This is a genomic window from Aureliella helgolandensis, from assembly GCF_007752135.1.
Taxonomy (GTDB): Bacteria; Planctomycetota; Planctomycetia; order Pirellulales; family Pirellulaceae; genus Aureliella; species Aureliella helgolandensis.
The window spans coordinates 3,151,445-3,168,191 of sequence record NZ_CP036298.1; the positions used below are offsets into that span (position 1 = coordinate 3,151,445).

The 16,747-nt window shown below is 55.9% G+C and carries 18 protein-coding genes and 1 tRNA gene; 10 read left to right on the top strand and 9 right to left on the bottom strand.

Annotated elements, in window-relative coordinates:
- Positions 1-13: 13 nt before the first annotated feature.
- The 3 genes from Q31a_RS11265 to Q31a_RS11275 all read right to left on the bottom strand — a co-directional run bounded on the left by Q31a_RS11265 (position 14) and on the right by Q31a_RS11275 (position 4,437).
- A complete protein-coding gene (locus Q31a_RS11265) occupies positions 14-1,444 on the bottom strand; it encodes a phytoene desaturase family protein (RefSeq protein WP_145077607.1) in 1,431 nt (476 codons plus the stop codon).
- A 308-nt stretch (positions 1,445-1,752) separates the two neighbouring features.
- A complete protein-coding gene (locus Q31a_RS11270; protein ID WP_145077610.1) occupies positions 1,753-3,318 on the bottom strand; it encodes a GDSL-type esterase/lipase family protein in 1,566 nt (521 codons plus the stop codon).
- Between the two features lie 12 nt (positions 3,319-3,330).
- Entirely contained in the window at positions 3,331-4,437 is a 1,107-nt protein-coding gene (locus tag Q31a_RS11275; RefSeq protein ID WP_145077612.1) for a hypothetical protein, read from the bottom strand.
- 388 nt (positions 4,438-4,825) lie between these two features.
- On the opposite strand from Q31a_RS11275, the gene Q31a_RS11280 reads away from it, so the two are divergent.
- From Q31a_RS11280 to Q31a_RS11290, 3 genes are all read left to right on the top strand, one after another.
- A complete protein-coding gene (locus tag Q31a_RS11280) occupies positions 4,826-5,293 on the top strand; it encodes a 3-hydroxyacyl-ACP dehydratase FabZ family protein (protein ID WP_145077614.1) in 468 nt (155 codons plus the stop codon).
- 148 nt (positions 5,294-5,441) lie between these two features.
- Positions 5,442-5,822, top strand: coding sequence for an acyl carrier protein (locus Q31a_RS31260; protein WP_145077615.1), 381 nt, complete (start codon positions 5,442-5,444; stop codon positions 5,820-5,822).
- Between the two features lie 96 nt (positions 5,823-5,918).
- Entirely contained in the window at positions 5,919-6,461 is a 543-nt protein-coding gene (locus tag Q31a_RS11290) for a 3-hydroxyacyl-ACP dehydratase FabZ family protein (protein WP_145077617.1), read from the top strand.
- A gap of 350 nt (positions 6,462-6,811) precedes the next feature.
- Here the strand turns inward: Q31a_RS11290 and Q31a_RS11295 are convergent, their stop codons facing one another.
- The 5 genes from Q31a_RS11295 to Q31a_RS11315 all read right to left on the bottom strand — a co-directional run bounded on the left by Q31a_RS11295 (position 6,812) and on the right by Q31a_RS11315 (position 11,202).
- Positions 6,812-7,081 (bottom strand): Sec-independent protein translocase subunit TatA/TatB, encoded by a 270-nt coding sequence (locus tag Q31a_RS11295; protein ID WP_145077620.1) that lies wholly within the window; start codon positions 7,079-7,081, stop codon positions 6,812-6,814.
- A 144-nt stretch (positions 7,082-7,225) separates the two neighbouring features.
- Positions 7,226-7,408, bottom strand: coding sequence for a Sec-independent protein translocase subunit TatA/TatB (locus tag Q31a_RS11300; protein ID WP_145077622.1), 183 nt, complete (start codon positions 7,406-7,408; stop codon positions 7,226-7,228).
- A 324-nt stretch (positions 7,409-7,732) separates the two neighbouring features.
- On the bottom strand, positions 7,733-8,512 hold the full coding sequence (locus Q31a_RS11305; RefSeq protein ID WP_231691152.1) for an inositol monophosphatase family protein: 780 nt from the start codon (positions 8,510-8,512) through the stop codon (positions 7,733-7,735).
- Between the two features lie 586 nt (positions 8,513-9,098).
- A complete protein-coding gene (locus Q31a_RS11310) occupies positions 9,099-10,085 on the bottom strand; it encodes an aldo/keto reductase (protein WP_145077624.1) in 987 nt (328 codons plus the stop codon).
- Between the two features lie 100 nt (positions 10,086-10,185).
- Positions 10,186-11,202 carry a ZIP family metal transporter gene (locus tag Q31a_RS11315; protein ID WP_145077627.1) on the bottom strand — a complete coding sequence of 339 codons (1,017 nt, stop codon included), beginning with the start codon at positions 11,200-11,202 and terminating at the stop codon, positions 10,186-10,188.
- A gap of 1,110 nt (positions 11,203-12,312) precedes the next feature.
- On the opposite strand from Q31a_RS11315, the gene Q31a_RS11320 reads away from it, so the two are divergent.
- The 4 genes from Q31a_RS11320 (at position 12,313) to Q31a_RS30125 (ending at position 14,513) form a co-directional block, all read left to right on the top strand.
- Positions 12,313-13,236 carry a DUF1559 domain-containing protein gene (locus Q31a_RS11320; RefSeq protein ID WP_145077629.1) on the top strand — a complete coding sequence of 308 codons (924 nt, stop codon included), beginning with the start codon at positions 12,313-12,315 and terminating at the stop codon, positions 13,234-13,236.
- Positions 13,237-13,581: 345 nt separating this feature from the next.
- Positions 13,582-13,655: transfer RNA gene (locus tag Q31a_RS11325), tRNA-Arg, on the top strand.
- 88 nt (positions 13,656-13,743) lie between these two features.
- Positions 13,744-14,040 (top strand): hypothetical protein, encoded by a 297-nt coding sequence (locus tag Q31a_RS30120; protein ID WP_197356667.1) that lies wholly within the window; start codon positions 13,744-13,746, stop codon positions 14,038-14,040.
- A gap of 23 nt (positions 14,041-14,063) precedes the next feature.
- On the top strand, positions 14,064-14,513 hold the full coding sequence (locus tag Q31a_RS30125) for a S16 family serine protease (RefSeq protein WP_231691232.1): 450 nt from the start codon (positions 14,064-14,066) through the stop codon (positions 14,511-14,513).
- 89 nt (positions 14,514-14,602) lie between these two features.
- On the opposite strand, the gene Q31a_RS11335 is transcribed toward Q31a_RS30125, so the two are convergent.
- A complete protein-coding gene (locus tag Q31a_RS11335) occupies positions 14,603-14,974 on the bottom strand; it encodes a hypothetical protein (protein ID WP_231691153.1) in 372 nt (123 codons plus the stop codon).
- 47 nt (positions 14,975-15,021) lie between these two features.
- On the opposite strand from Q31a_RS11335, the gene Q31a_RS11340 reads away from it, so the two are divergent.
- From Q31a_RS11340 to Q31a_RS11350, 3 genes are all read left to right on the top strand, one after another.
- Positions 15,022-15,207 carry a hypothetical protein gene (locus Q31a_RS11340; RefSeq protein ID WP_145077633.1) on the top strand — a complete coding sequence of 62 codons (186 nt, stop codon included), beginning with the start codon at positions 15,022-15,024 and terminating at the stop codon, positions 15,205-15,207.
- A gap of 284 nt (positions 15,208-15,491) precedes the next feature.
- Positions 15,492-15,956 carry an Rrf2 family transcriptional regulator gene (locus Q31a_RS11345; RefSeq protein WP_145077635.1) on the top strand — a complete coding sequence of 155 codons (465 nt, stop codon included), beginning with the start codon at positions 15,492-15,494 and terminating at the stop codon, positions 15,954-15,956.
- On the top strand, positions 15,949-16,644 hold the full coding sequence (locus Q31a_RS11350; RefSeq protein ID WP_145077637.1) for a class I SAM-dependent methyltransferase: 696 nt from the start codon (positions 15,949-15,951) through the stop codon (positions 16,642-16,644). The genes Q31a_RS11345 and Q31a_RS11350 overlap by 8 nt, the downstream gene beginning before the upstream one ends.
- Positions 16,645-16,747: the final 103 nt, after the last annotated feature.

Below are 16,747 nucleotides of genomic sequence, written 5' to 3' on the forward strand. Positions count from 1 at the left end.
CGAGAGCAACGCACTACATAGCCTGGGACTTCATGAGGAACTGATCAACGTCGTTGGCTACGATGACGCCGTAGTTGATTGCACCTAGCCAGCCCGACATGATGATGCCCACGCTGCCGGCATGGTAGAGTCCGGGGACTTGTTCCGGCAGAGCGCGACTGACGGCGAGTCCTTCAAACTTAGTGCCAAAACTAGCGCCAGACAAGTGCTTGGTGTAGTGTTGGAAGGTGCGTGGCGTGGCTGCTTCGACATGATCAATTTTGTCCCGCACGTTGGGCACATATTTCTCCAACGCATTCAGCGTGGTCTCGATCAAGTCCTGCTTTTGAGCTTCATACTCGGACGCATCCAAGTGTTCCCAGTCGCTAAAATTCGCGTTCGTGCTGCTTACGATGGCGTGCCCGCGCTTGCGGGCATCGGGGCGAGTCCGCGGGTAGTAAAAACTGAACGTGCGACTCGTGATGTTGGGGCTTAGCAGGGCTTCGGTTCGGAACAGTGGCGCCGTGGAACTGAATAGCAAATCCCCGGTACTTTCGTCGATTTCGACACCCTCTTTCATCGCCATGTAGACTTGGGTACTGCTGTTGTTCAAGCGGACTTGCCGCGCCTGGTCGACGAATTGGGGATCAAATTTCTCTTCACCGACCAGCTGGAAGACTGTCGCGTTTAGGTTCGAATTGCTGATGACACTTCCGCAGCGAATGGTGCGTCCATTGACGACGACCGATTCGATGCCTTGGCGTCCTACTTCAATCTTGCTGACATCGCAATTGATTCGGCAGTCGACCCCATTCTTCTTCAGCTCGGCGTGCATCTTGCCGATCAAGTCATCGGTCCCACCCTCGTAAATGTACACTCCCTTAGCCATGAAGTTGGAAAAGACGATTCCGTAGGTAATGGCCGGGTCCTCGAGGGTCGATCCATTGGCGTAGGTGATGGGTTCCATCAATAATCGAACGACATCCTCGCGCCCCGGAAAGTACTTTTCAAACAGTTGGCCGGTCGTCATCGATTGGTCATCGTAGAAATTCATGTTTCGCGCAGCATCGAAGAAATCGCGCACACTCTCTGCTGGAACGCCGAAGTCCGAAGTGAGCAACCGCGTAAAGTCTTCTCGATTGAAGGTTGTGGTGAGCGAGAACATGGGGTTGTCAAAACGGATGTTCTTAAGCTGAACGATGTTGTCAGCAATTTCTTGGTTCCAATACCGCCTGCAACTCTTCAACATGCCGGCCGGGAAGCCATGCAGCGAGATGTCAAAAATATGGCTTTTCGGACGTCGAAACCACGTGGCCAAGCCACCGAATTTGTAGTGCTGCTCCAACAGAAGAACGCGATGTCCAGCGCGACCGAGAATGTTGGCGGTCGTCATGCCAGCCAATCCACTGCCGATCACGATCACGTCGTAGTAGTCTTGGCAGCCTTGCAGAAAGTCTTTGGCCATCGTTTAGAGCTCGAAAACTGGTAAAGGAGTGATTGCTGCTACAGTACGATTCGGGGTGTGGTGGTAGCGTTGGCATTGCCTGCGCCAACAAATCCAGCAGCCGTCAAGCCTCAGGGGCCCCTCCGGTTTTCCGCTATTACCCCGATTCGCTGAACAGGTGACGTAGATCGCCAGCCCGTCGTGCGGCGGCTTACCTGCTGGACAATGCACCGCGCCGTCGCTCGTGGATCGCCGCAGTTCTTCCAGCCAACCGCACCTGGACGGCCAAGATACGGCAGTTAAGGACGCCTGCCAACCTCTAACCCGACCTACTCCGAACGTGTTTTTTTGGCGCGTCCCTGGGTCCACAGCAGCAGTCCCTCTAGGCGTTGTTTGCCACGGTGGAAATAGGCCTCACTGAGGCCTCGCAACTGATTCGCATAGCTTTCAGCGCGATCCTCACGCCACTGGAGGTTGCCTGGTTGGATCAGCCCCTCCTGGACGCATTTTTCTGCAATCGCCTCAGCCAGCAATTGATGGCCTTCAAGCGACGGGTGAATGTGATCGACTAGCCATTGGTCACCCACAATTCCATGTTCGCTCGCGTCCGAGAACAAGCGGTCTGCGTCAACTAGTGGGAGGTCAGCATTTTGGGCTACCTCGCGGATAACGGCCGAGATGGCTGTCGGTGCTCGCAGCGGACAGACATCTGCATCTCGCGCAGCTTGGAGAGTGCGTTTGGCGGGGGCGTAATCCCCACTGGCGTATTGTCTGCGGCCTAGGAGGAACAGCGCGCCGGCATGGTGGGGATCGATTTCCAAGGCCGAGGCAAGGGCTTGGCCGGCTGACGCTTGATTTTCGGCCTCTCCCGTGTTTTGCGTGGCCTGCTCCCAGTACTCCGAAAATTGTGCACGCTGCTGGGGCGACTGATGGGGAGCGAATGCAAATTTGAAAGGGGGGCAATCCAGTAGGTTGGTCACGGGGGCGACCAGCACGAGCGGTACTTGGGCGCGCTGGCAACCCGCTACCATCTGCTCTAGATTCCAGCGGAAGTGGAGTGGGACCGTATCATGCCAGGTGTCGCCACGTTGGTATTCTTCCAAGCCACCTTGGTAGTCGAGCAGCGCGTCGACCTCGGTCTGCATGCGAGTGGGCTGGCGAACGACGATTTCCTCTCGCTCCGCCGGGCCAGTGATCCATGACCGAAAGAGCTGGACAAGCCGAAGCTGCGACAACCGATACCGCGTTAAATGTAGTAGCTGGTAATCCTCAAGCCCCTCGTAACTGCGCCGCTCCAGGTACTCGTTTTGTCCCGTATAAATCACGATGAGATCGGGGGAGTACTCTAGGACTTCTTGGAGGATTGCCAGGACTCGATAGCTGGCGTACGAAAGCCCTCCGCAATTGATCACTTCGACTCTGCGGTCCGGCATTGCGGCTTGTAGGTTCAGCTCAAGCCATTGGGGGAAGGCTGTTTCGGTACTGTAGGGTTCTCCCTGTGTCGTGGAGCCACCGAGGGCGAACACCCGGAACCCGCCTTGCCCTTTAACTCTGGCAAAGGAAGCGGGGCGAAACAAGTTCATCCGTTGAGCACCAATGCTCAAGATATCCGTCTCGGGATTCAGTTCGAACAAGGGCTTCAGGCTGTGAAGATCCACAAATGGGTCGGTGGCCGGTGGGTGGCGTGGAAGGTCTATCCAACGCAACACGCCCTCGCAGGCCGCCAACGGAAGCAGCCCAACCAGAATCGCACCGATCCGAAATAGCCAGAGTCGATGCGCGGGAATTCTAGCGGACTTGGGGCGATGCCTCTTTTCTTGTCCCAGGTCATCCGAATGCTTGTTGGCCAGAGGGTTGAGCATGAGGCACGACGAGGGGCCGAAGGTGTGAAGCAAGCGTTTGATCGACTAGCGATTTTCTTTTGCCAGCTGGCGGAAGTAGCCTTCGATGACATCTCGATAGTGGCTGGGCAATTCTTCCGTCAATCGCTGTAGGGCCTGCTGCCGTTGGGCGGGCGGTAGATTTCCCCAACCAGATCGATTGCCATTGTCCTTTTGATCGACATCACCGGGCCCAGAGCCGCCGGCTATTTGGCTGTCCTGCATCCCTTGGGATTGGGATTGTTGCGCAGATCCATTCTGCTGGCTCTGACTTTGTTGCTGCTGCATTTGCTCTTCAATTTTCTCAATCATCTTGTCGAGCTTGCTGACAATCTCCTCCTCCTGGTCGCGCACGCGCGTCCCGGCCCTGCCGAGATCCAGCCGTCGTTCCACATCGCGCATCATGCGGGAGACCTCGTCCAGAGAATCGGATTCCAGCGGTTGGATATCGGACAGCATGAGTTTGGCAAGCAGCGCGTAGCGCGTTGGCAATTCCTCCTCGCGTTCGAGCAGTTGTTCGAGATGAGCTAGGCAGGAATCCTTTTTCAACAAATGGTGTTCACTAACAGCTCGATAGAAGATCAGGCTGGCTGGATCACAGACTTGTCCCACTTCCAGACCGGCCAGCGTTTCTAAAGCTTCGTCGTACATCCTTCGCTGGGCAAATGCCCGTCCGATGGCTAGGCGGAGGGTGTCTTGCATCCAGCCAGGCACATCGCTCGTCAACCAGGGGAGTTCTCCCGGTTCGAGCACCGGGCTGCTAACGTCGGATAGGGAGCCATATACCTTTGCGATGCGAGGCTCGATCAGTGCCGCAGACTCGATCAATCGATTCAGGAACGAGTCTCCCGTCGTTTGTTCGGCCGTGCTTTGCCAGAAGGATTGAACCTCGGCTCGCCCAGCTTCATCCAGCTCACGTTGATCCATGTAGCTGAGGAGATGTTGTTCGAAAATTGCCACCTCAGGCCAGTCCCACGAAGCCGCCTTGCGTAGGTCTTGGTAGGCTTGTGTCTCTGTCGAACCACCTGGAATCGCCTGGGCAATCGAGCAGCAGGTTGGCTGTCCGTTGGCTAGAATGATAAAACCAACACCCCACAGAAGGAGGGTTCGAGTCGGACACGTTGCATCGCTCATGCCTTTTTCCTTTTCAAGCCCAGGTTATCCACTTCGATCGTCGCAATCCAAGCGGTGAATATCGCGGTGATGTGCTCGTTGAGGACGTTACTCAAGGGGCGTTCATGGGCGGCACCGATCCGCGGACTTTTTCATGGGGTTCCTGATCCATCCAGTTTCCGCCAATCTACGGAGCTTTTCAGCGAGTGGATCCGACAATTGTACATGAAAAATTGCATTCAGGCCAAGAACAACCCGATCTACTGGAGGATTGGAGGTGGACATTTGCGGATTGTCGCCTGTAAGGTTTGTCGAAATCCTGTAATAAATTATGATCGGAGCCCGAACGACTGTTGGTACCCACATTCCCAAGTGTGTTTTAACTTCCTACCTTACCACCTGATTTGCTATGCGATTTTGCCAAATTGACCAGATTACCTTACTTGAGCCCGGAAAACGCATCCAAGCGACCAGGTACCTCTCGGGTAAAGAAGATTATTTGCGCGACCACTTCCCGAGGTTTGCAGTGATGCCGGGCGTGATGATGCTCGAATCACTCTTTCAGGCCTCTGCTTTGCTGGTTCGTGCGACCGACGAATACCGTCACGGGGTCGTTCTGATGCGGGCCGCGAAAAATGTGAAGTTTGCTGATTTTGTCCAGCCGGGGCAAACACTAACCATTACGTCGGAAATTTTCAAACAAAATGGCGATAGCTATATCCTGAAAGCGTTGGGGACGAAGGGCGACTCGGTGGCCGTAAATGCCAGATTAGTGGTGGAGTGCATTCCCGACTCTGACACGTCACCCGTGGATCAATATTCAAGTCGGTATATGAAGCAATTGACAGAACAATTGCAGCAAGCGGCTATGGCATGAAAACTAAGGTAGCTATAATCTTGTGCTTCTCTTGGGCACTTCCTATGGTTATAGCCTGGTGCCGTTGACGACAATGAAATAATTCCATCGCTGATATCCGTGGGCACATGGCCTCGGCAGCATTTAAACTTAAGCAGGGATAGTTACTATGGCGAGTTCGGAAGAGATCTTCGCAAAGGTTCAAGAAGCGCTAGTCGATGCATTGGGAGTCGAAGAGGACGAAGTCACGCCAGAGGCAACGATGGTCGGCGATCTGGGGGCGGAGTCGATTGACTTCTTGGATATTGTTTTCAAGCTGGAAAAGGCTTTCGGAATCAATATTCCACGCGAAGAACTGTTTCCAGACGACATCCTCACAAACGCCAAATATGTCCAGGATGGAAAAGTGACCGAAGAGGGTATTACAGCCCTGAAGGAACGACTCTCCTGGGCAAACCTCAGCAAGTTTGAGCAAAATCCACGGGTTCAAGATTTTGGCAACCTGCTCAGTGTTAACGATCTTTGCCGCTATGTAGCTAGCAAGATCTAGTATTGCGTTTTGCGAAAGCGGTGTGCTCCAGTGTGGGGCCACCGCTTTTTTAGCGTCAATAATTCTGCCCGCCTTTCCATGTTTAGATGATTTGCCATGCGCTGGTTTTGGATCGATCGATTTGAAAAGTTTGTCTCGGGCGAAGAGGCGGTAACCCTCAAGAACGTGACGCTAGCCGAGGAACCGCTCGATGACTACTTGCCCGGCTTTCCTCACTACCCGCATTCGTTGATTATTGAGGGGATGGCGCAGACCGGCGGATTGCTGCTCTCCCAAATGGAAGACTTTCAGCAACGCGTGGTCTTGGCCAAAGTCAGCAAGGCGGAGTTTCATCTGCCTGCCCAGCCAGGGGATCAATTGCGACTCACCGCGCGCTTGGCCAGCACTCATTCCGATGGTGCCATCGTCGAAGGCACCGTAGACATTGGTGATGTACGGCAAGCTGATTTGGAGATGACATTCGCGATTCTCGACGAGTCTTTTGGTGATGCACCCTTTTTCGTTCCAGCGGAGTTGTGTCGAATCCTGCGGGCAATGAAGCTGTTTGATGTTGGTGTGAACCCGGATGGTTCCCCAATTCAGATTCCGCAGCATATGCTGGACGAAGAGTTGGAGTTGCTAACTCGACCGCGAGTTTAGCAGCCAGCCCAGACAGAAGGTGTTCCTGAGCGGTTACCCCAGCGGTGGTCGCAATTTCTTTCAGCCGGGCCGCAGCAGTGGTGTCTGAAGCGTGGCTCCTTGCGGCGCTGCCCGGGTTTGGCCAGGCAGTCCTTGTCGCATCTCAGGCGAATTGTCACTACGTAGGGCTTGGGCGCAGCTGTGCTGATAGGGTGCTCAGTCTGCGGCCGCAAATGATCGCGCAGTGATCCGACGGGAAACCCAGGGCGGCGAGCCGCCCTTTTTAGGTGACCGTCCGTCGGTGCGCGGTGTCTCCCGTGCGCCGCCGAAAATGCAGGCAGGTGCAATGCCTTTTGCCTCCAGGCCCAATTCTAGTCGTCGTCAGCGGGTGGGACGAATTTAGGAGATTGGGGTTCGCCCGAATCGACTTCGCCTGAGTCTTTAGGGGCCGGAAGGCGATTGATGGTCGGTTCTGCGCGGTCCCAATCACGAAATTCGCGTTGGAAATCATCCACTTTCTTGCGCAATTCGCGATAGGTCCCTCCGAAGCTGCGGGCAACTTCCGGAAGGCGGCTACCGAATAGCATCAGCGCAATGATCCCAAACAGGACCATTTCTGTGGTGCCTAAGCCGTTGAACATTGGTGCAGCTCCCCTCGCGGTCGATCTAGAGACCGCGAACTAGTTTCGGTTGATTGCAGCGGGTGAGGCGGCGCAGGCTGGGAGGGTCTTCGTCCAGCCTAGTTGCCTGCGTCTATACGCTCCCAAACGCGTGGAAGTCAGCGATTACTCTTTCGAGTCTTCGTCGATCTTTTTGGCGTTCTCGTCAACGGGCTCTTTCATTCCAGCCTTGAATTCGTTGGCACTGCGTCCCAAATTGCGCATCAGGCTTGGAAGTCGTGAACTGCCGAACACAACTAGTACGATCACCATGAAAATGAGAAGTTCTTGGGTTCCCATACCGAACATTGCAGCTACTTTTCTTCAAGCAGTTTTGCGTGATGCATTGCCACAACTCTCAGCAGAGTCGATTGGCCCTGAGCCATGTAGCGATCACGTGTCAATCACAGCGAAAGCGGGTCAGTCACACTCACCGCGAGTGTACTGCCAGAACTGTTCCTTGACGATTCATCTTGCTCCCATTCTAAAGGCGCTCCCCACTGTGTCAAATACCGTAGGTCGCAATTGGCTGCAGTTTTCCAAAGCTGCTCTTCAGTAGAGGGAGGCTGGGGAGTGGGAGGCCGGGAGTGTCCCCACTGCCGCCCCGTTCGGCGGCGGGGCCAGCGTAAGACGCTAGTACATGCAGCCAAGCATGATTTTCTGTAGCTCAGGGCTCCCAGACGCCACGAATTTAGGGTTCCACAAGTCGAAAGCACTCCCGTCCATTTGGGATAGGGTGGCACCCGCAGTTTGGGCGATGAGGTAGCCAGCCGCCACATCCCACGCCTTGACGGAGGTTGCCCAGTACGAGTCGAGGCATCCTTCGCCGACATAGCACAGGTTGAGTGCAGCAGAGCCGAGTCGTCGGAGCGACTGGGAGCGTTCTAGTATCCGCAGGAAGTTTTCGACTTCTGGGTCCTCGCGGTTTACGCCTGGCCGGAAGCTGCAGCAGACCATCGCCTTGTCAATCTGCTGGCAGCCACTGACCCGAATCGGTTTGCCGTTTTTCGTGACCCTGCCACCAGCTTCTGCCGCGTACAGCACGTCGAGCATGGGGTCGTAGACGACTCCGACGCGAGTCTGATCCTGTTCCACCAGGGCGATCGAAACAGAGAAGCTAAGCAGGCGGTGTACGAAGTTGGCAGTGCCGTCGAGCGGATCGACCACCCATAACGGCTTGCCTGAATCGCGCGCTGCTTGCCGATCCTGTTCGGTCGACTCCTCGCCAAGGAACGCAAAGTGTGGGAAGCGGGCGGTTAGGATTTGTTCAATCGCGTGTTGTGAAGCAATGTCTGCGTCGGTTACGAGATCTGCCGGTCCCTTCTCCCGCACGGCCGCACGCCCTAGTTGTTCACGTAGGATTTTACCTCCTGCACGCGCCGCCTCGCAGGCGGCTTCCATGGTTGTTTGCACGATAATGACCTTCGAGAGCGAAACGGAATGTTGCGGAAAGCGGCCTGCGAGTTCTTACGGACTCGATGCCGGTGGCTTGTCGGGGGGGGCGTGCCCCGCGTGAATGCTTGTCGTTGTAGTGAGCGTTGTAGTGAGCGTTGCATGGGCTGCCGCGAATCTAAGGAATTCGAAACGTTCGGCAAGGCCGAGGGCTAGCCGCTGGTACCGTTCGTGATCCGCCGCATGATCGCTCGCCGAATGCATTGCCTGTTCGACTCCCGTGCCGGAAGCATCCTGCTCTACACTTCCGCTGCAACGCCACTCGGCTTGCTTGCGCGGCGGGGGAAGCGGGAGCAGTGGCAACAACACCGGTGACAAAAGGAGAGCTGATGGTCGTCCGTTTCAGGTTGCAACTTTCGCGTTAAAACTGAGCCGCTGATGTAGCAGCCCAAGCGATAACGCTCTGTCGCCCACTCGGATACTGGGAACCACTAGCACTCCGCTGAGTAACGTGCCGGAGGATGCCAATCGTTCGCGATACGGCTAGCCAATGCTGGCCCCGTACGCCGGCAGAGCAGTTGACAACGGCAAGTCGCTGGTGCGAAGACTACTCGTAAATGGGGAAAAAACAACCAAATGCCTGCTCGCAGAAGACTCCAGGATCGTTGTAGCGCTGGTGGCGATTCAAGTGGTCGATTTCCAGGGTTTCTTCCGCGCTGAGACTGAAATCAAACAGGTTGAGGTTTTCTGATAGCCTGGCGATACGCGACGTCTTGGGGATGACCGCTGTGCCGCGCGCCACACCCCAACGCAATGTAATTTGCGCCGGGGACTTGCCGTACTTTTCGGCGAGCTGTTTGATCAGCGGCTGCTCCAGCACCGAATCGCTCATTTCAGCGGTTCCCATCGGAACGTAAGAGCCGGCTCCCAAGGGAGAGAAGGCCGTGTAAGCAATCTGCTGCCCCTGGCAAAACCGCAAGAGTTTCTCTTGAGTTAAATAGGGGTGGGATTCAACTTGTAGGACTGCGGGGCGCGTTGCCGCGTAGCTGAGTAGATCCCGGATCATGGAGCATCCAAAGTTGCTCACTCCGATATGCCGCACCAATCCCTCGCGGTGAATCTCTTCCATGGCGCCCCAAGTTTCCGCCACGGGGACTTGATCGAGCTCCATGCGAGGATTGACGGTGTTGGTGTCAAAGAACCAACCTGGCGGATAACGTTTTTCGATCGGTACATATTTCAGTGGGATGGGGAAATGCACAAGGTACAAGTCCAGGTAATCCAGCCCTAAGTCGTGCAGCGAGCGTTCCAGGGCAGGCCGCACATGGGCGCGGCGATGGTAGGTATTCCATAGCTTGCTGGTGACCCACAACTCTTCGCGCATGCACAGACCCTCTTGCAGCGCCCGTCGTATGCCCTCTCCCGCTTCCTGCTCATTGCCATAGTCGCAGGCAGCATCGATGTGGCGATACCCAGCTTCAATCGCACGATACACCATTTCGGCGGTTTGGCTGTTGTCGATCTTCCACAATCCCAAGCCTACACTTGGCATGCGGCTTCCGTCGGCGATGGTAAGGTGAGTGCATTCTGTCATGGGTTTGCCCTGATAGGGGTGAGTTAAGAGGTTGAAGGGAAACGCACCTACTTAGCGCAGTCTCTCTCTCCAGCCTGTCTCGTGGGGTATTCGTGTGTGATTAGTGCGCATGGCCGTGATCATCTGGCACCGCCGATTGGGTGGCTGGCGTCGGGGCGTGTTGGTGAGCATGTTCTCCCTCAGCCAAGCCAATGGCCCAGGCCGCGAAGATGCCAAGCAACAGCGCGATCGAAAGTGGGACCCGGTTGTGCGAGTGGAATTCCATTTCTGGCAGGAGGTCGCTGAGTGAGATGCAGAGGAAGACGCCTGCCGAGAAGGCTAATCCCCAGCCCGCCAGGCTGGCAGCCCAGTCGGAATTCAAGCTCGCTCCGGACCAAAAAAGGAACGCGCCCAAGGGGCACATCAGCGCGAAGCTGACGTTTACCAGCAGGCGTTTTGTCGGCGTGGTGACTGGGTGCATCAGCGAGGTGATGGAAACCGCGTCGAGTGGTTTATGCAGAAGTACGGCCAGGAAAATTCCAAGGCCAGGCAGGATGGCCGCATGTCCATGACTAACGTCGGCGGCAATGCCGCTGGCCATGGCCACACCATCCATCAGGGTATGGAGCCCCAATCCCACGAGGACCGCCATCCAACGCGTGGCTCCTCGGCCTTCTGCTCCCTGGCATCCGTCGTGAGCGTGGGCCTGAGATCCAGTGGACGCGGGGTGGTTGTGGTCGGAGCACAAGTGGGTCGATTCTTCTTCGTCTGGCGGCAAGCCCTCCGCCAGTTCGGCCCGTCGCTCGTCGGCGGTGATCCCAAAATCGGCAGGCCCATGCTGGTGGAAATGGAAGATTCTCAACAGGAAGAAGGTGGCCAGTAGACCCAGCATCAGGCCCCAGCTCACTTGATTGATCGCGTTGGTGGGCAGTGTAACCAGGGCGTGCGGAATCATGTGGAAGACCGCGATGCCAAGCATGACTCCCCCCACAAAGCTGATCATGAGCTGCATGCGATTGTGGGTCAACCGAATCCATTCGGGCAGCAAGCCCCCCAGCACTGAAGCTAAAATGACCGCGCAGGAGTAAGCGGTCAGCAGCCAGATGGTCGACCACGAATTTATGTCAGCAATGAGCATCGGGACTTTCTAGCTGCTAAGTAAACTTCTCAAGAGGGAGCCGAAGCAGTGCCGGAGAGCGGCATTCTGCGGGGACGCACCGTTCATGCCGAACGTGCATGCCTGCCGACTTCGGTGGATTTTCAAGGCAAATCTTCGCGGAAAGTGAACTATCCGCCAAGGGATGCGAATCGATTCCTACCCACTTTCCAGTCCATTTCGACGCAAACCCTACTCGAATCCGTATGCGTAAGTCTTGACAGACACGAGGGTAACGGCGACTATGGATGGAGGTGCTCGCGCTACGATATTGATAGGCGAGCGGGATGGACTAGCGTCTTACGCTGGGAAACTATGGCAATTCATCGGCAAATACTATCGCTCTTCGCTCTGGCACTGCTTTGTGCCGGCCCGATACCGCTATGGTTTCACCACGCCCAGTGCCATGTTTCCGACTGTCACTCGGGACAGTGCCATGCTTCTCTGGACGCCCACGGCTCAGCGCACTGTCATGGGACAGGCGACGTTTCCGAAGGGCACACTCATGCTGCCAACAGCTCCTCGAGCTCGCGTGAGCTAGGTTCCGTCTCAGAAGATTGCCCCCTCGCACTGCCTGGGGATCATCTGGGAGTGGCTGGCACCGCATCCGGGAATCTCTCAAGTGGAGGTGTTCCCCACTCCCATGACTGCCTCGTTTGTTACCAGCTTTCGCAAGCCGGCTCTGCCAGCTTTTGCGTCCAAGCGGTATCCGCAGAGCATGTCCCTTCTTATGTGCCCTCGGTAGGGCTCATTCATTCTTTGGCCTGCATTGAGGTCCCACAACCTCCTCGCGGCCCGCCAGCGCCTAGGCCACTTGTCGCCTAGAAGCAGGAGAGTTCGCTGGCCCAACCGCTAGTCGGGCCGCTTCCTGCGTCCAGCACGGTACCACTCCGTTTGCGCGAGAATCATTTCGCAATCGTCTGCAGTCGTTCGTGGTTATTGCTGGAGCCAGCGTCCAGGGTCGCTGTGACTCTCGCTCGATGCCTCTGGCAAGCTACGGGATGCACGGACCGGATTCCGCCGGCGCGCAATTTCTTAGACACGAAGAATCATTCTGAAATTATTTGACATATTCATATTTGTGGGAAAATTATGAGACCTATTCATCAGGCAAAGCAATCGCGAGGGTTTACCCTCGTGGAATTACTCGTCGTTATCGCCATCATTGGAATTCTCGTGGGACTGTTGCTGCCTGCGGTGCAAGCGGCACGCGAGGCCGCGCGCCGCATGCAGTGTTCCAGCAATGTTCGTCAATTGGGAATTGCCGTTCACAATTTCGAATCAGCCTACAAGAGCATTCCAGCTGGCTGGGTCTCTCACGGCAATTCAGGGGAACCTGGCTGGGGCTGGGCAGTTGCACTGCTTCCTTTTATGGAGGGGGGCAATCTTTACAATACGATTGATCGCAATGCCGCTATCGAAGAGGCGGTCAACGCGCCGGCTCGCACGACGGTCGTATCCACCTTTATTTGTCCGTCGGATCCGTTTGACAATATTTTTGAATTGGCCGAGGGAGACGGTCACAGCCACGATCACGGTCTCCATGCAGATTTTTCACTAGCGGCTGCGCTGAGAATTGACGATGGCCCTGACAAGCTCTTCCCGATGTCGAAGAGCAATTATGTGGGAATGTTCGGTACCTTCGAATTGGAGGATGCTCCCTACGCTGGCAATGGAATGTTTTTCGGGAACAGTCGCATCAAATTTCGCGACGTGACCGATGGGCTGAGCAATACGTTGATGGTCGGAGAACGCGGCGGTCGCCTGGGCGGGAGCCTCTGGCAGGGGAACGTGCCGGAAGCTGCGGAGCCCCATGCCCGAATTTTGGGAGTTGCGGACCATAGTCCCAATCACAAGAGTGCCCATTTCGACGACTTTTCGAGCTACCACACCGGCGGTGTCAATTTTATGCGGGCGGATTGTTCGGTGAGTTTTCTACCCGATTCGATTGACTTGGGCGTCTACCAGGCCATGGCCACTCGCGGCGGTGGAGAGTATCAGACGTACAACGATTGATTGGTAGCGCCGTCGCCATTGGCACCCGCCGATTGGAACCGCTGTCCGTGGATGGGGCTTGGCCCCAAAATCGACTCCGCCCCTCTCGTCCACGACTTGTGGGGAAGACTTGTGGGGAAGACTTGTGGGGAAGCTGGGCAGAGGGGAATGAGCCGCAGGCCTAGGTCTCTGCGAAATCCTTCGTTGCACTCCACTTCAGGCGGCGCTGCGGTGGGCAGCGGTGCACGAAAAACCGACTCAATCCTCTGGCAACATCCTGGGATCGCCAATATAGTAGGCATCCAGGGCGACGCTCCCGCACTGGATAGATGTGGCGGAAGCACGCCGAACAACACAAGGCATTTTGCCCTCGTAGCTCAGCTGGATAGAGCAACGGATTTCTAATCCGTGGGTCGCAGGTTCAAGTCCTGCCGGGGGTGCTAAATCGCGAATCCCTGAGAATCTCCTGCCCTCAGCAGGCGTGTTTTCAGGGATTTTTTCGTTTTGCGAGGCAGGGGAGGCCGCCTGATGTGCAGGGCGGTTACCACCGGCGCCACTACCACTACCACTACCACTACCACTACCACTACCACTACCACTACCACTACCACTACCACTACCACTACCACTACCACTACCACTACCACTACCACTACCGTCACCGTCACCGTCACCGTCACCGTCACCGTCACCGTCACCGTCACCGTCACCATCACCGTCACCATCGCCATCACCATCGCCATCGCCATCACCATCGCCATCGCCATCGCCATCGCCACTGGGGGGGCTCACACCTTGGCTTGTATCGGCTTGAGACGCAAGTGACGCCTGGCAACGGGGCACTGAAGATGTCGGGCCTTGGCTCGAACATGAAAGCCAAGGAAGCGATCAAGGTTGGATTCGACTATTTCAAGGCCAATGCCAGCAGCGTGAGTGCGTCTGTAAAGGTCAGCGATCACGATTACCACCTGCACATCATTGAACTCCACAACACCGGCCCAACGAATTCGATGACGTTGACCACCTTCATCGCTCTCTGTTCGGCGGTATTGGGAAAACCGATCCAAGGTCAGATGGTCGTCTTGGGCAGTATGAGCCTCGGCGGAAACATCATCCCGGTAGAAAGCCTCGCCGAGTCCCTCCAAGTGGCTCACGACGCAGGAGCCAAGCGGGACCTGCTTCCAATGGCCAGCGTAACCGACATCCCTACAATTCCAGGCGAGCTCTTTGCCAAGTTCCCAACCAGCTTCTACTCAGACCCCCGAGACGCAGCCTTCAAGGCCTTGGGCGTCGAGTAGCCATCAAAGGTGCTTAGTGTTCTCCGCATCGGCTGCGGCGACGACAGCCACGCGTAGACGCCAGTTTGGGCAGGACCACAATGACGCATCTAAGAATTTGGCAAGCTGGCCTGATGGGAGGCTACAGACTCCATTCGCTCTAGTCGGTCTTGAATGCTGGTTAGAGCGGCTTGGATCGCTTGCAGCTCTGGCAGGACCAGTTCGCGGATGGAGCGACGAGTGTTGATCCGGTTGGCGAGGATGGTTACAGCTTTGTCCCTTTGCACGACATCCCAGTCGTGCCAATAGGTCGGAGAATAGAACGTTTCATCGCAAACTCCATCAGGATCAATATGGATGCCACGGTCCTTGATTGGCTTTGCTGTCGGCTTTCTTTTAGGGCCGCACGCAATAACCGAGCCGTCGTGAAAACCCACTGTTTGCGAATCTTCTAGCGGTTCAAACGAATCCCTAAGTATCACCGTCTTGGACCATGGTTGTCTTTATTTTGTTGCTTGGAAACTACTTAATGAGTTCTAATCCCGTCGTCACTTTCAAGGCTCAGTCGGTGGTAATTAACGCTTTTTACGCGTCGCGGTTGCCTACAACGCTGCCCTACGATGGACAACACAACTCAGGAGATCGCTACACTGGTGCGACTTACGATCTAACAGAAGCTGTTGAAGTCGTTGATGCATTCCGTGCAGTGGACTGATATAGGAAAGACGCCTGAGTCGAAATAGTCGCGCTGCGATGTGCCAAAGAACAAGTCTTGCTCGCAGTAACCAGGAAACGACCATAACTGTAGCTGGCGGAGGGATTCCCGGCGGTACTGTTCCTGCTTGATGGGGACCATCGAGATGGTTCTTGGTCGCCCTGGTGCCCGTAAGCGTCAAGGCGGCGTTTGATCTCACACGTATTGGGGGATCTTTGCTTTACCACCACGAGAAAAATGAGTCCCTATTGACGCCTGCAGTGTCATGTAATACCATAAGTTACATGAGACGCGATAGCAAACTTTCCGGCGTGCTTCACATCCTGCTCCACCTCGCTGAGCGTGATGGGCCTGTTACGTCCGAGGACCTTTCAAAGATGTTGGATACCAATCCGGTGGTGGTGCGTCGCACCATGGCGGGACTTCGGAAGCAAGGCTACGTGCAGTCGGAGAAGGGGCATGGCGGCGGATGGAAGCTCTCATGTGATCTGGCGAAGGTGACGTTGCGGGACATCTACATAGCAGTCGGCAGTCCTGCACTGCTTGCGATGGGGAACCGCACCGAGTCACCAGAGTGCCTCGTTGAACAGGCCGTCAATGCGGCACTGCAGCAAACGTTTGACGAGGCCGAGAAGCTTCTGCTCAGCCGACTTGGCGATGTAACACTCGCCAAGTTAAGCGCCGATTGCCATGTGCGAATCGTTGCTCGTGGTCGTAAACGCAAATCCAAAGGGCATACTCATGGATAAGGATAAATACTTCGCTGAGACTGCGTTCTCCGACACTGATGCAGTCGCACGATACACCGAAGGACCACTACGATTCGTGCCGGGATTTGCAGACATGCAGCGGATGGCGAGCTTGCTGTTGGCGGAGCGGGTCCCTGAAGATGGTCGCGTCCTCATTGTCGGGGCAGGTGGCGGGTTGGAGCTGAGAGCTTTTGCAGAGGCTCAGCCGAGCTGGTGCTTCGACGGAGTTGATCCCTCCGCTGAGATGCTTGCGTTAGCCGAACAAACCATGGGGCCGCTCGCATCGCGCGTTCACTTACACCACGGCATCATCGACATTGCGCCAGACGGCCCATTCGATGCAGCAACTTGCATCCTGACGATGCACTTTGTCGAACGTGAAGAACGTCGACGAATGGCGGCCGAGATTCGCACGCGCCTGCAACCTGGCGCACCATTCGTTGCGGCTCATCTGAGCATTCCGCAAAGTGATGGAGAACGGGCTGTGTGGCTGTCGCGATACGCTGCCTTTGCAGTGGGCTCCGGTGTCGAATCTGAGAATGCCAACAAAGCGCGCGAGGCAGTCGATTCGCAGCTATCGATCCTCACGCCGGAAGAGGACGAGGCAATCCTGCGAGAGTCAGGATTCTCAAACGTCAGTCTGTTCTACGTCGGCTTCGCCTTTCGTGGCTGGGTGGCTTATGCCTGATCCGAGTCGATGAGATCAGAATATAGATCCGGGTGAGCAGGGAGTCTCATGAACGCCAGCGGTTTAAACGAGAAATCCACAATCAATTTCAACTCGGGAATAC

Excerpts from the sequence above, each read along its gene's own strand:
- Q31a_RS11265 (WP_145077607.1), bottom strand. The coding sequence starts at position 1,444 with ATGGCCAAAGACTTTCTGCAAGGCTGCCAAGACTACTACGACGTGATC.
- Q31a_RS11275 (WP_145077612.1), bottom strand. The coding sequence starts at position 4,437 with ATGAGCGATGCAACGTGTCCGACTCGAACCCTCCTTCTGTGGGGTGTT.
- Q31a_RS11280 (WP_145077614.1), top strand. The coding sequence starts at position 4,826 with ATGCGATTTTGCCAAATTGACCAGATTACCTTACTTGAGCCCGGAAAA.
- Q31a_RS31260 (WP_145077615.1), top strand. The coding sequence starts at position 5,442 with ATGGCGAGTTCGGAAGAGATCTTCGCAAAGGTTCAAGAAGCGCTAGTC.
- Q31a_RS11290 (WP_145077617.1), top strand. The coding sequence starts at position 5,919 with ATGCGCTGGTTTTGGATCGATCGATTTGAAAAGTTTGTCTCGGGCGAA.
- Q31a_RS11295 (WP_145077620.1), bottom strand. The coding sequence starts at position 7,081 with ATGTTCAACGGCTTAGGCACCACAGAAATGGTCCTGTTTGGGATCATT.
- Q31a_RS11300 (WP_145077622.1), bottom strand. The coding sequence starts at position 7,408 with ATGTTCGGTATGGGAACCCAAGAACTTCTCATTTTCATGGTGATCGTA.
- Q31a_RS11310 (WP_145077624.1), bottom strand. The coding sequence starts at position 10,085 with ATGACAGAATGCACTCACCTTACCATCGCCGACGGAAGCCGCATGCCA.
- Q31a_RS11315 (WP_145077627.1), bottom strand. The coding sequence starts at position 11,202 with ATGCTCATTGCTGACATAAATTCGTGGTCGACCATCTGGCTGCTGACC.
- Q31a_RS11320 (WP_145077629.1), top strand. The coding sequence starts at position 12,313 with ATGAGACCTATTCATCAGGCAAAGCAATCGCGAGGGTTTACCCTCGTG.
- Q31a_RS30120 (WP_197356667.1), top strand. The coding sequence starts at position 13,744 with ATGTGCAGGGCGGTTACCACCGGCGCCACTACCACTACCACTACCACT.
- Q31a_RS30125 (WP_231691232.1), top strand. The coding sequence starts at position 14,064 with ATGTCGGGCCTTGGCTCGAACATGAAAGCCAAGGAAGCGATCAAGGTT.
- Q31a_RS11340 (WP_145077633.1), top strand. The coding sequence starts at position 15,022 with ATGAGTTCTAATCCCGTCGTCACTTTCAAGGCTCAGTCGGTGGTAATT.
- Q31a_RS11345 (WP_145077635.1), top strand. The coding sequence starts at position 15,492 with ATGAGACGCGATAGCAAACTTTCCGGCGTGCTTCACATCCTGCTCCAC.
- Q31a_RS11350 (WP_145077637.1), top strand. The coding sequence starts at position 15,949 with ATGGATAAGGATAAATACTTCGCTGAGACTGCGTTCTCCGACACTGAT.